This is a genomic window from Streptomyces sp. HUAS TT7 (assembly GCF_051550175.1).
GTDB lineage: Bacteria > Actinomycetota > Actinomycetes > Streptomycetales > Streptomycetaceae > Streptomyces.
The window spans coordinates 247,759-260,218 of record NZ_CP196175.1 but is presented as its reverse complement, the minus strand read 5'-3'; the positions used below and the strand labels follow the sequence as shown (position 1 = coordinate 260,218).

The 12,460-nt window shown below is 70.5% G+C and carries 10 protein-coding genes and 1 pseudogene; all 11 read left to right on the top strand.

The genetic code is table 11. The annotated features are described in order from the left end of the window. The first annotated feature begins 2 nt into the window (after window positions 1-2). The 11 genes and pseudogenes from ACSHXC_RS01265 (at window position 3) to ACSHXC_RS01215 (ending at window position 12,433) form a co-directional block, all read left to right on the top strand. Window positions 3-1,193: a cytochrome P450 gene (locus ACSHXC_RS01265; protein ID WP_438289718.1), complete on the top strand. Its 1,191-nt coding sequence runs from the start codon at window positions 3-5 to the stop codon at window positions 1,191-1,193. 19 nt (window positions 1,194-1,212) lie between these two features. After that, window positions 1,213-1,884, top strand: a complete 672-nt coding sequence (locus ACSHXC_RS01260; protein WP_438289717.1) for a DUF6875 domain-containing protein — start codon at window positions 1,213-1,215, stop codon at window positions 1,882-1,884. Next, a complete protein-coding gene (locus tag ACSHXC_RS01255; protein WP_438289716.1) occupies window positions 1,884-2,636 on the top strand; it encodes an SDR family oxidoreductase in 753 nt (250 codons plus the stop codon). Before ACSHXC_RS01260 ends, ACSHXC_RS01255 begins: the two co-directional genes overlap by 1 nt. A 61-nt stretch (window positions 2,637-2,697) precedes the next feature. Continuing rightward, on the top strand, window positions 2,698-3,396 hold the full coding sequence (locus ACSHXC_RS01250; protein ID WP_438289715.1) for a hypothetical protein: 699 nt from the start codon (window positions 2,698-2,700) through the stop codon (window positions 3,394-3,396). Next, window positions 3,396-4,799: an FAD-binding oxidoreductase gene (locus tag ACSHXC_RS01245; protein WP_438289714.1), complete on the top strand. Its 1,404-nt coding sequence runs from the start codon at window positions 3,396-3,398 to the stop codon at window positions 4,797-4,799. The genes ACSHXC_RS01250 and ACSHXC_RS01245 overlap by 1 nt, the downstream gene beginning before the upstream one ends. Before the next feature lie 47 nt (window positions 4,800-4,846). After that, a complete protein-coding gene (locus ACSHXC_RS01240; RefSeq protein WP_438289713.1) occupies window positions 4,847-6,475 on the top strand; it encodes a tryptophan halogenase family protein in 1,629 nt (542 codons plus the stop codon). 65 nt (window positions 6,476-6,540) lie between these two features. Continuing rightward, window positions 6,541-6,990 (top strand): flavin reductase family protein, encoded by a 450-nt coding sequence (locus ACSHXC_RS01235; protein ID WP_438289712.1) that lies wholly within the window; start codon window positions 6,541-6,543, stop codon window positions 6,988-6,990. A gap of 19 nt (window positions 6,991-7,009) precedes the next feature. Next, complete coding sequence (locus ACSHXC_RS01230; protein WP_438289711.1) at window positions 7,010-8,101, top strand: aminotransferase class I/II-fold pyridoxal phosphate-dependent enzyme; 1,092 nt, start codon at window positions 7,010-7,012, stop codon at window positions 8,099-8,101. Continuing rightward, window positions 8,098-9,354, top strand: coding sequence for a cation:proton antiporter domain-containing protein (locus tag ACSHXC_RS01225; protein WP_438289709.1), 1,257 nt, complete (start codon window positions 8,098-8,100; stop codon window positions 9,352-9,354). Before ACSHXC_RS01230 ends, ACSHXC_RS01225 begins: the two co-directional genes overlap by 4 nt. Before the next feature lie 463 nt (window positions 9,355-9,817). Then, a pseudogene (locus tag ACSHXC_RS01220) lies at window positions 9,818-10,623 on the top strand (transposase family protein). 175 nt (window positions 10,624-10,798) lie between these two features. Next, window positions 10,799-12,433 (top strand): class I adenylate-forming enzyme family protein, encoded by a 1,635-nt coding sequence (locus ACSHXC_RS01215; RefSeq protein WP_438289708.1) that lies wholly within the window; start codon window positions 10,799-10,801, stop codon window positions 12,431-12,433. Window positions 12,434-12,460: the final 27 nt, after the last annotated feature.

The window sequence follows — 12,460 nt, the reverse complement described above, 5'->3', positions numbered from 1 at the left end:
TCATGACACCGGAACCCTTTCCGTTCCCCGACGAGCCCCTGGGTGAAGTTCCCCGCAGCTGTGCCAGGCGGCGGGCCCACGAGCCCCTGGGGGATGCCGTACTGCCCAGCGGCGACGTCGTCCACGTCGCGGTGCGCTACGCCGACGTCGAGGCGGTGCTCACCGACCCGCGCTTCAGCCGCGATCTGAACCGCCCCGGCATGCCCCGGCTGCAGCCCGACGCCGACATGTCGGAAGACCGCGACACCCTGATCAACCTCGACCCACCACGCCACACCCGGCTGCGCCGTATCCTCGCCCGCACGTTCTCTGTGCGGAGCAGTGAGGAATGGCGCCCGCGCATCCGCTCCGTCGTGCGGGAACTCGTCGACACCATGGTCGAAGCCGGGCCGCCCGCCGACCTGATGGCCTCACTCGCACGGCCGTTGCCGATCCGGGTCATCGCGGAGATCCTCGGCGTCGCCGACGGCGACCTCGAACAGTTCCGCCGCTGGTCCGAGGCGGCGATGACCATCGGGCCCGAGCGCGCCGCCGAACGCGCCCGAGGGCGCGACGAGTTCTACACCTACCTGCGCGAGCTCGTCGCCCGCCATCGCCGCGAACCCGGCACCGACCTCCTCGACGCCATGATCGCGGCCCAGGAGGACGGCGAGCGGCTGACCGAGGCCGAACTCATCGACACCGCACGCTCGTTGCTGCTCGCCGGACACGAGACGACCATGACCACCATCGGACGCGGCACGTTCACCCTGCTGCGCCACCGCGAACAGTACGAGGACCTGGTGGCGGATCCCACGCTGGTGCCGGCGGCCGTCGAGGAGATCGTGCGCCACGACTTCCCGGCCGACGTGGGCTTCCTGCGAGTGGCCACCGAGGACGTCGACCTGCCGTCGGGCCCGGTGTGCCAAGGACGGGGCGTGATGCCGGTGATCTCCTCGGCGCACCGGGACGACGGGCAGTTCGCCGATCCGGACCGATTCGACATCCACCGCCCCGCGACCGGGCACCTGGGCTTCGGCAAGGGAGCGCACTACTGCATCGGCGCGCCGCTGGCACGCATCCAACTCCAGGAGGCCCTCGCCGCGTTGGTACGCGGCGTACCGGGGCTGCGTCTGGACGGCTCGGCCGAGGACGTGCCGTGGCAGCCCGCCATGGTCACCCATGCCCTGGCCGCACTGCCCGTCACCTGGTGACCTTCACAACGGGGACCGCATGAACGAGACCACACGACCACATCCGCCCTACACTTCGGACGACCTGCTCCGGCTGGCCGCCGACCTGCCCGTCATGGAACGCATCGCCGCCTGGTGCGAGGAGTTCCTGTGCCGGCCGCATCCCGACCTCGGCCGCGGCGGCTCGGTGTGCCCCTTCCTCCCGCGGGCCCTGGCCCTGGACCGGATCGGCTTCACCGTGGTCCGCACCCGGGGCCGGGCGGTCGAGGACATCGACGCCACCATCGCCGCGTACCGCACGGTCTTCCTGGAGACCGAACCGACCAGCGGGCCGGGCACTCTGGACAAGGCGATCCTGGTGATCCTGCCCGATGTCAGCGAGGAGGACGCGCCCGTCGTCGTCGACGAGACGCACCGCAGGCTCAAGGGCGACTTCGTCGCCTCCGGCCTGATGATCGGCAAGTTCCATCCGCGCAGTGACCAGGGCGGCCTGCACAACCCGGGCTTCCGGCCGCTGCGTAGCCCGGTGCCGCTGCTCGCGATCCGGCACATGGTCGACTCCGACCTCCCCTTCCTCAACCGCGTCGACGACCCCGTGCCCGAGCGCGTCAAGTTCCTGGAGGCGTACGGGGAGCGCTTCGCGGGCGCCGAGGCCTCACGGTGGTCCGAGCTTGGCCGGGCCGCGCTCGGCGAGATACGGGAGGGCGAATGATGGCCACCGACACCCCGCGCACGGTCGCGCTCGTGACCGGCGGCAGCCGCGGCATCGGCGCGTCCGTCTCACGTCGCCTCGCCGCCGAGGGAGCCGACCTCGTCGTCGGCTACGCCCAGGACGCCCTGGCGGCACAGGAGTTGGCGGACGACGTCGAGAAGACCACCGCCGCCCGGGTCCGGCTGGTGTGCGGTGACATCGCCCGGCCCGAGACGGCCGAGGCGCTGTTCGCGCGGGCCGAGGAGGCGTACGGCGGCGTGGACGTGGTCGTCGGCTGTGCCGGCGCCCATGCCCGCCGGCGCGGCCCGCTCGCCGACATGGACGACGAGGACGTGCGCCGCGTCGTGGAGGTGAACCTGCTGGGCACCGGCTACCTGCTGCGTGCCGCGGCACGGCACCTGCGCCCCGGTGGCCGCATCGTGACCGTGTCCAGCTCGGCGGCGGCCCTGGGCGTACCGGGCCAGGCCGTCTACAACGCGGCCAAGACCGCGGTCGAGGCGCTGACCCGGCAGCTCGCCCGGGAACTGGCCGGACGCGGCATCACGGTCAACGCCGTCGCCCCCGGCCCGACCGGCACGGAACTGTTCCTGCGCGGGAGAACCGCCGAGGACCTCGACGCCCTGGCCCGCCAGGTACCGCTCGGCCGGATCGGCCGCCCGGAGGACATCGCCGACGTGGTGGCCTTCCTGACCGGACCGCAGGGCGGCTGGATCAACGGCCAGGTCGTCCGCGCCAACGGCGGCATCGTCTGACGCCGCCCCACTCCGTTCACACATCCGCATGCTCGCTGTACCCATGGAAAGGAGCGCCGCCATGCCCGAAGCCGGCACGGCGCACGCGCGCACAGCACCCACGCAAGAACACCGGACACCTGCCGAGAATCCCTTCGACAGCGTCGAGACGATGGTCGCGGACGCGGACGTCTTCACCGAGTTCGTGGAGGACGCCGTCGCCCAGTACCGCCTCGGCCTCGCCTCGGTGGCGGCGGGCGGTTCACGACTGCACCGCCCCAACAGCTTCGGTCTGCTCGGCGGAACCCTGGAGGACGACGCGCTCGTCGTGCGCCGCGTCGCCTTCGCGGCCAATGTCCGTGCCGTCGACCAGGTGCCCCTGGAGGAGTTCGAGCGAAACATAGTGCCCCGCTTCGGCAAGCAGTACGACGACGGAGAGCGGGGCTTTTGGTGCGATTCGCGCCAACTCCTCAAGGTGGTGCGGGAGTTCGAGGACGACGGCCTGGACATGCTCGGCTCGGTCCACATGCACCCCGACTGGCACCGCGTGGGTCCCCCGCACGAGCGCGGCACGGAGAACCTCAGTGAGAACCCCAGCCGCATGGACGAGTACCTCTTCCGCAACGCGGGCTGGCCACTGAACGTCATCTGTTACCTGGAGAGCCGCGGCGGCGGGGTCACCCACACGTTCGCCGCCTGGCGGCCGCCCCGGACCGAGGAGGCCCCGACGGCGAAACTCGCCATCAGGTTCTTCGCGCGCGGCCACGAAGGCACCGCGTGATGGGCACCTTTCCCCGCGAGATGGGCACCGTGGTGACAGCCGCCGACGCCCGGTACGACTCGGCGCGACGGGTGTGGAACGAACGGTTCGACTACCGGCCCCGAGCCATCGCCTACCCCCGCGACAGCGAGCAGACCGCAGCGGCCGTCGGCTTCGCCCGCGACCACGGCCTCCCCTTCCGCATCCGCTCCGGCGGCCACAGCAGCGAGGGCTTCAGCGCCCTGGACGACGGCCTCGTCATCGATGTGTCACGGCTGGCCTCGCTGGCCGTCGACAGCGACCGGACCCGGGCCGTGCTCGGCCCCGGTGTCCTGCTCGGCGAGGCGTACGAGGCCCTGTGGGCGCTCGGCCGCACGATCCCCGCCGGGGTCTGCCCCGACATCCGTATCGGCGGCCATGTGATGGGCGGCGGCATAGGGATGCTGGTGCGCTCGCGAGGTCTGCTCATCGACCACCTCCTGGGCCTCACCCTCGTCGACGCCCATGGCGCGAGCCTCGACGTCGACGAGCACCATCACCCGGACCTGCTGTGGGCCTCGCGCGGCGGAGGCGGCGGCAACTTCGGGGTCGTCACCTCCTACACCTTCGCGATGCGGCCCATCGCCGACGTCACCCTGTTCTCCCTGGAGTGGGGCGCGGCCGATGCCATCGCCGCCCTCGACGCCTGGCAGCACTGGATCCGACACGCGGACTCCCGCGTCAACGCGCGCTTCAACCTGTTCCCGGCCTCCGTCGACAGGGCCCTCACCACCGGCCTGTTCGAAGGCCCCGCCGACGAGCTGGACGTGCTGCTGCGGCCGCTGGCCCAAGCCCGCCCGCCGCGCACCCGGTCCGTTCGCACCCTGCCGTACGGGGAGAGCATCGGCACCTGGACCGACCGAGTGCCCTCCATTCGCGCCAAGTTCACCCCGGCGCTCGCGGCCGGGCCGCTCGGCTCCGAGGCCCTGCGCACCCTGGAACGGCGGCACGAGAAGGCGCCTTCGGGGGTGAAGACCGGCCTCTACGCCATGGGCGGCGCCGTCCTGGCCGACGTGCCGCCCGACCACTCCGCCTTCGCGCACCGCGGCGCCTTCCTGTGCGTGGAGTACCTGGGTCACTGGGGCGATGCCGGGGGCGACGGCGAGCACCTGGACTGGCTGGCCGGCACCCGTGCGGAGATGCTCCCGTTCATGACCGGAGGGGCCTATGTCAACAGCCCCGACCGGGACCTGGCCGACTGGCCGTACGCCTACTACGGGGACAGCCTGCCGCGCCTCATGGAGGTCAAGCGCCGCTACGACCCCGACGGGGTCTTCGCCTTCGAGCAGAGCGTGCCCCTCTCGTTCTCTCCCGGCCAGGTGCGCGCCGCGAGGCTGCCCGACGCCGTCGTCACGGACCTGCGCGCCCGTGGACTCGTCAACTGACGGACACTCAACTTCCTTCGGAATCAACCGAGTCAGGACATCACACCATGAGCAAGTGTACGGACGAACGCCCGCAGAGCGGCCAGGACCACCGGATCAGGAAGGTCGTCATACTCGGCGGCGGCACCGCCGGCTGGATGACCGCGGCCTACCTCGGCAAGGCCCTGCAGAACACCGTGCAGATCACCGTTCTGGAGGCGCCGGCCATCCCGCGCATCGGGGTCGGCGAGGCCACCATCCCCAATCTGCAGCGCGCCTTCTTCGACTACCTCGGCATCCCCGAGGAGGAGTGGATGCGCGAGTGCAACGCCAGCTACAAGATGGCCGTCAAGTTCATCAACTGGCGCACCCCCGGCGACGGCAGCCCCGGCCCGCGCACCGTGGACGGACGGCCCGACGTCTTCCACCACCCCTTCGGCCTGCTGCCGTCCTCCGACCAGATACCGCTCTCGCACTACTGGGCGGCCAAGACACTGCGCGGCGAGACGAACGAGCCGTACGACTACGCCTGCTTCACCGAAACGCCGATCATGGACGCCCGCAAGGCGCCCCGCTGGCTCGACATGCGCCGGGCCACCAACTACGCCTGGCACTTCGACGCCCAGCTCGTCGCCGCGTACCTGTGCACCTTCGCGGTCACCAAGCAGGCCGTCGAGCACGTCGAGGACGAGATGACGGAGGCTCTCCGCGACGAGCACGGCTTCATCACCGCCCTGCGCACGAAGTCCGGGCGACTGCTGGACGGCGACCTCTTCATCGACTGCTCGGGCTTCCGTGGGCTGCTCATCAACCAGGCCATGGGCGAGCCGTTCCTGGACATGAGCGACCACCTGCTGTGCGACAGCGCCGTGGCCACCGCCGTGCCGCACGACGACGCGGCGAACGGCGTCGAGCCGTACACCTCCTCCATCGCCATGCCCGCCGGCTGGACGTGGAAGATCCCCATGCTCGGCCGGTTCGGCAGCGGCTACGTCTACTCCAGCCGCTTCGCCGAGCGCGACGAGGCCACCGCGGACTTCGCGAGGCTGTGGGGACTCGACGTCGAGCAGACCCGCTTCAACCACATCCGCTTCCGGGTCGGCCGCAACCGCAGGGCCTGGGTGCGCAACTGCGTCAGCGTCGGCCTGGCCTCCTGCTTCGTGGAGCCCCTGGAGTCCAGCGGGATCTACTTCATCTACGCGGCCATCCACATGCTGGCGAAGCACTTCCCCGACCGGCGGTTCGACCCGGTGCTCGTCGACCGGTTCAACCGCGAGATCCAGGAGATGTTCGACGACACCCGGGACTTTCTCCAGGCCCACTACTACTTCTCGCCGCGCGTGGACACGCCCTTCTGGCGGGCCAACAAGGAACTGCGGCTCGCCGACGGCATCAAGGACAAGGTGGAGAGCTACCGGGCCGGGCTGCCGGTGAACCTGCCGATCAGCGACGAGGGCACCTACTACGGCAACTTCGAGGCCGAGTTCCGCAACTTCTGGACGAACGGCAGCTATTACTGCATCTTCGCAGGGCTCGGCATGCTGCCCCGGCGCCCCCTGCCCTCGCTGGCGCACAAGCCCGAATCCCGCGCGCAGGCGGAGCAGTTGTTCGCCGACATCAAGCACAAGCAGCACGACTGGGCGGAGTCGCTGCCCACCACGTACGAACTGCTGCGTCGGCTGCACGGCGCCTCATGAACCGGGCCACCGTAGCTCACACCGGCATCTCCGCTCTGGCGCATCAGCGGCGCTACCGCGACCTGATGAGCTCCTTTCCCACCGGTGTCGCGGTGGTCACGACCCTGGACACCGAAGGCCTGCCACGCGGCATGACCTGCAACTCGGTCGCCAGTGTCACCCTGACCCCGCCCACGCTGCTCGTCAGCCTGCGGGCCGGAAGCGCCACGCTCGAAGCCGTCGTCGCACACGGAAGCTTCGCCGTCAATCTCCTGCACAGCGGCGGACAGCGTACGGCCGAACTGTTCGCCGGGCCCGACCCGGACCGCTTCTCGCGCGTGTGCTGGCGCCGTTCGCCCTCCGGCCTTCCGCACCTGGCGGACGCCGCGTTCGCCGTGGCCGACTGCCGGGTCAGCGGACTGCTCGACGTCGGCGACCACACCGTGGTGTTCGGCGAGGTCGGAGCCATCAGCCACGCCGACGGCACCCCCCTCCTCTACGGGCTGCGCCGGTTCACGGCCTGGCCGCACCAGTGACCACTCGACAAGGACGCTCATGACCACGAGCCAAGTCCCATCCGCCCCCTCGCGCGCCGAGGAACTCGCACGCCTTCCGGCCTACCGTTCCGCCGACCCGGCGGCCAAGGGTGCCGATGGTGTGCTGGACCTGTCCAACAACGAACTGGCGCTCCCACCCCTCCCGGCGGTGGTGGAATCCCTCGGCCACAGCGGCGGCCGCGTCAACCTCTACCCGGACCCCACGGCACGCACCCTGCTGAACACCGTGGCCCGGCACTACGACGTGGACCCGGACGAGGTCGTCGTCGGCCCCGGCAGCGGCGCGGTGCTCCAGCAGCTGCTGCTCGCGCTGTGCGGCCACGGCGACGAAGTCCTCTACCCCTGGCCCGGCTTCGACGCCTATCCCTTCCTGATCGCGACGGCGGGGGCCCGGGGCACGCCGGTGCCACTGACCGCCTCGGGCGAGCATGACCTGGCGGCGTTCGCGGCCGCGGTCACCTCACGGACCCGCATGGTCATCCTGTGCTCCCCGCACAACCCCACCGGCCGCCGCATCACCCGCTCCGACCTGACGGACCTGCTCGCGGCCTTCCCGCCGCGCGTCGTGACGGTCCTCGACCAGGCGTACGTGGAGTTCGACGAGAAGCAGGAGGTGGAGGACCTCGACCACCGCAGTGCCGGACCCCGGACCGTCCTGCTGAGGACCTTCTCCAAGGCGTACGGACTCGCGGGACTGCGCGCCGGATACGCGTTCGCGGCACCCGACGTCGCGGGTCCGGCCCGCAAGACCCAACTGCCGTTCTCCGTCACGTACGCGGCCGAACACGCGGCAGGCGTCTCCCTGGCGCAGCCCCGGCAACTGGCCGAGCGGATGGAGACGGTACGGCACGCCCGGACGGCGCTGTACGAGGCCCTGCGCGCGCAGGGCCTTACCCCGCTGCCCTCGTACGCGAACTTCGTGTGGCTGCCGCTGGGCGCCGACGCGGAGCGTTTCGGGGCGGCGGCGCTGGCCGCCGGGGTGCGGGTGAGGGCCTTTCCGGGACAGGGCGTCCGTATTTCGGTGGGCGGCGACGAGGCACACCGCCGGGTGCTCTCGGCCGCCCGCCGGTTCGTCACCACGATCCCGTGACCGGTAACGCCCAAGCCGACCTCTTCCTGGCCCTGGCCCTCGTCGTCGGCACGGCGAGGCTCCTGGGCGCGGCGCTGACCCGTGTGGGCCAGCCGCCGGTGGTGGGGGAGATCCTCACCGGGATCCTGCTCGGCCCGATGATCCTGCCCGCGTCCGTGAGCGGGCACCTGCTGCCCGACAGCACGCGCCCGGCCCTGACGGCCCTGGCCTCGGTGGGGCTTGCGACCTTCATGTTCCTGGTCGGCTACGAAACCGAGGCCGTCCTGCCGCGCGGCAGCAGACGGCTGCCGTTCGGCATCGCGGTGGGCGGAACGCTGGTCCCGCTGGCCGGCGGCATGGCGCTGGCACTGCCCCTGGCGCCGTCCCATGCCGCCGGCGGCAAGGTGGCGTTCGTCCTCTTCGTCGGCGTGGCCATGTCGGTGACGGCGTTTCCCGTCCTGGCCCGGATCGTCGCCGACCGGGACTTGCACCGGTCGCGCACGGGAGCCGTCGTCCTCGTCGCCGCCGCGGTCGGAGATCTGGTCGCCTGGGTGTGCCTGGCCGCGATCGTGGCGTACGCGGAGGTGGCTGTCCCGTGGCGGATCGCCCTGCTGCCGCTGTACGCGGGGGTGATGGTCTTCGTGGTCCGGCCTTCGCTGGCGGTGCTCCTGCGCCGTGCCGAGTCTCGTGAAACAGGCGGCGCGGCCTTCGTGTTCCCCGTTCTGGCCGTGGGCCTGCTGGGCTCGGCCGCCGCTACGGAGTGGCTCGGGCTCCACTTCATCTTCGGGGCGTTCGCCTTCGGCGCGGTGATGCCCCGCTCGCTCCCGGAGCCGCTGCGCGACGGGATCGCCACGCGGATGCGCCAGACCGGCGCGCTGCTATTGCCGGTGTACTTCGCCGTGGCGGGCGTGAAGGTGAACCTCGCGGGGACCGGCGCGGGCGGCATCCTCACGTTGATCCTGCTCGTCGTGGTCGCCACGGTCACCAAGACGCTCGGCGTGTACGCAGGCGGCCGGCTCTGCGGCGCCGACCGCGGCCAGTCCCTGACCGCCGCCGTCCTGATGAACACCCGGGGCCTGACCGAGATCGTCATCGTCTCGGTCGGCCTGGACCTGGGCCTGATCGACCGGACCTTCTACTCCCTGATGGTTCTGATGGCCCTGGTGACGACGATCCTCACGGTTCCCGCCCTGACCGTGCTGGGCCGCTCGGTTCCGCACCACGAATTCGCCGGCGAGACCCGTGCTTCACCCGCACGTGAACGATCCCGATAGCCCTCACCGGCGAAACCCCCTTGGTTCAAACGCTCAGCCGACCTGGATGCCACATGGGGCGATCCTGAGCTCCCGGAGGGTCTCGCCGTAGGCGCGGTTCGTTCGCTCGGTACGGGCGGGTCGGGTCCGTCGAGCCTTGCCGTGCGGGCGGGAGGCGGGTCGCATGCGCGGATATCGGCCAACTACCAATCCCCACCGATGAGTTCGACGTCAAGGGATTGAGTGTGGGCACGATGCGCGAACGCGTGGCTGGGCGGTGCCTGAAGCGATCTGGAGTCGGGCAGGAGCCACGAGATCCTCCACAGCCACGCCCGCGGCGCCCACTTCAATCACTTGCAGGCCAAGGCCTCGGCGCAGTCGGCGTGGTACACCCGGTCAGTGAACCCTTTTCATCCCGGCTCTGATGGGGTGTACGTGCTGGTCAGAGGGGTTGGGTGACGAGGCAGGGCCCCTGGTCGTTGGCATGGTGATCTCACTCATCACACCGGCGTCCGAGGGGCCCTGTTGGTTGCGTATTCTTCCACGCTCGATGTCCCGCACGGCCTCGTTGAGCATGTTTCTTGGCTGCTCCACGCCCGCCGGCAGGAACTTAACTCGCCTTGGCGGAGACTGGGTTGTTTCAAGCAGGCCCTCCTGGCCCTGGCCCATCTGCGGCAGAACGAGACGTTCCCGCAGCTCGCGGCCGGGTTCGGTGTCTCCACCACAACCGCCCGGCGGTACGTCGACGAGACACTCGACGTCCTGGCGGCGTGGGCACCGGGCCTGCACGAAGCCCTGGTGGGACTGGGTGAAGGCGACTTCGTCATCGTTGACGGCACCCTCATCCCCACCGACCGCATCAAGGCGGACGAGCCCTACTACTCCATGAAACACAGAAAGCACGGCATGAACGTCCAGGTCATCGCCCGTCCCGACGGCACACCACTCTGGTTTTCGCGTGCGCTGCCCGGCCGGACGCACGACCTGACCGCGGCTCGCGCCCACGGGATTGTGCAGGCCTGCCTCACTCGGCAGATCCTCGTCCTCGCGGACCGGGCCTACCAAGGCGCCGGCGCCACCGTCCGCACCCCCTACTACCACCACCGCGAACAGCCAGAGCACTACCAGCAGTTCAACCGCGACCACGCACGACACCGCGCACCCGGCGAACGCGCCTTCGCCCAGCTGAAAACCTGGCGCATCCTGAGGCAGGCACGCTGCTCCACCAACCGCATCAGCCGGATCATCAAGGCAGTTCACACCCTGATGACCTGCAGCTATTCAGGATGAAAAGGGTTCAGTGAGGATCCGTCAGGTCGGCATCCAGGCCCGGACCATGGCGAACAGGGCGTCGAGAATGATGAAGACGGCCCCGACAGGCAACCCCACGACTATCACATCCTTGGGCGGCCGGAGATGCACCCTGCGATTCGATGGCTACCGTGCCGCATGCTTGGATGTATCGATGATCGTTAACCCGCAGGAAACGTCCACACCGCTGGCGTACCTGGACCGCATTCTGGAGCACTGGCACAAGGACGAGGATGCCGAGGCGCTCGTCCAGGGTGAGCAGCGGCTGAGCCGGGCCGAAGCCCGGCGGCGGCTGTTCCGGCTGGGGCACGCGCTGCGCAAACAGGGGCTTGAGCCCGGCGACGGAGTGGGGCTGTTCCTCGCCAACCGTGTGGACTCCGTGCTGGTGCAGCTCGCGGTCCATCTGATCGGCTGCCGCGTCGTGTTCCTGCCACCGGAGCCGGGACCTGGCGAGCTCGCCGCGCTGGTCGAGCAGTCCGCCGCACGCGTCGTGGTCACCGACCCGCTCTTCGCGGAGCGGGCCGCCGACGCCGCGGCCCGCAGCGTTCACGCGCCCGTCCTGCTCAGCCTCGGCCCCTGCGGGCAGGAGTGCCAGGACCTGCTGGCCCTGGAGGCCGAGTGCCCGGCGGAGCGCCCCGAAGGCGTGCGGGCCCTGGCGACGGACGAGCCGGTCACCGTCCTCTACACCGGCGGCACCCTGGGCCGCCCCAAGCTCGCCGCGCAGAGCCGCCGGCTCTACGACGCTCTGGTAGACCTGGACACCCCGGCGGACCCGGCCGAGAACGACGCCTCGCAGAACTCCCGCCGGTCGGCCTTCCCGGGCATGGACCCGGAGACCGACCGGGTGCTCGTCTCCACGCTGCTCACCCACGGAAGCGGCCACCTCACCTCGATCCAGGCGCTGTTGGCGGGAGTCGCCCTTGTTGTGCTGCCCGAGTTCGAAGCGGGCGCGGCGCTGGAGGTGCTGCGCGAGGAGCGGATCACCGCCACCATGTTCGTACCGCCGATGCTGTACGCGCTCCTCGACCACCCGGAGTGCAAGGCGGGCGCCCTGCCCGAGCTGCGGCGGGTCGTCGTCGCGGGAGCGGCCTCGTCGCCCAGCCGGCTGCAGCAGGCGGTCGAGGTCTTCGGGCCGGTGCTCAGCCAGGGCTACGGGCAGTCGGAGGCGCTGGGCATCACTGCGTTCGCCGCCGAGGACCTTGCTTCGAAGGGCGCCGAGCGGCCGGAACTCTGGCGAAGCTGCGGGCTCCCGATATTCGACACGCAGATCGAGATCCGGGCCGAGGACGGCGCGGCGACGCTGCCCGCCGGGCAGGTCGGCGAGGTGTGTGTCCAGGGCGAGACGGTGATGCTGGGCTACTACGAGGACCCGCAGCGCACCGCCGAGGCGTTGCAGGACGGCTGGCTGCGCACCGGTGACTTGGGTTACGTCGACGCCGAGGGATACCTCTATCTCGTCGACCGCGCCAAGGACATCATCGTCACCGGCAGCACCAGCGACAACGTCTACTCCCGCGTCCTGGAGGACTTCCTGCTCACGCTGCCAGGCGTGCGCAATGCGGCGGCACTGGGATTTCCGGACGAGGAGTACGGGGAGGCCGTGCAGATCTTCCTGGCCACGGCCGAGGGCGTGCACGTCGACCCGGACGAGATCGGCGAGGCCGTGACCGCCGAGCTGGGGGAGCTCTACAGGCCCCGGAAGACGGTGCTGCTCTCCCAGCTGCCGACCACGAAGGTCGGCAAGGTGGACAAAAAGGCACTGCGCGCCGCGTGGGTGAACGGGGCCTGAGGGAACGGGTTCCGGCCGGGATCATCC

Bases quoted from the DNA above. Each gene is read 5' to 3' on its own strand.
- ACSHXC_RS01265 (WP_438289718.1), top strand. From the start codon at position 3: ATGACACCGGAACCCTTTCCGTTCCCCGACGAGCCCCTGGGTGAAGTT.
- ACSHXC_RS01260 (WP_438289717.1), top strand. From the start codon at position 1,213: ATGAACGAGACCACACGACCACATCCGCCCTACACTTCGGACGACCTG.
- ACSHXC_RS01255 (WP_438289716.1), top strand. From the start codon at position 1,884: ATGGCCACCGACACCCCGCGCACGGTCGCGCTCGTGACCGGCGGCAGC.
- ACSHXC_RS01250 (WP_438289715.1), top strand. From the start codon at position 2,698: ATGCCCGAAGCCGGCACGGCGCACGCGCGCACAGCACCCACGCAAGAA.
- ACSHXC_RS01245 (WP_438289714.1), top strand. From the start codon at position 3,396: ATGGGCACCTTTCCCCGCGAGATGGGCACCGTGGTGACAGCCGCCGAC.
- ACSHXC_RS01240 (WP_438289713.1), top strand. From the start codon at position 4,847: ATGAGCAAGTGTACGGACGAACGCCCGCAGAGCGGCCAGGACCACCGG.
- ACSHXC_RS01235 (WP_438289712.1), top strand. From the start codon at position 6,541: ATGAGCTCCTTTCCCACCGGTGTCGCGGTGGTCACGACCCTGGACACC.
- ACSHXC_RS01230 (WP_438289711.1), top strand. From the start codon at position 7,010: ATGACCACGAGCCAAGTCCCATCCGCCCCCTCGCGCGCCGAGGAACTC.
- ACSHXC_RS01215 (WP_438289708.1), top strand. From the start codon at position 10,799: ATGATCGTTAACCCGCAGGAAACGTCCACACCGCTGGCGTACCTGGAC.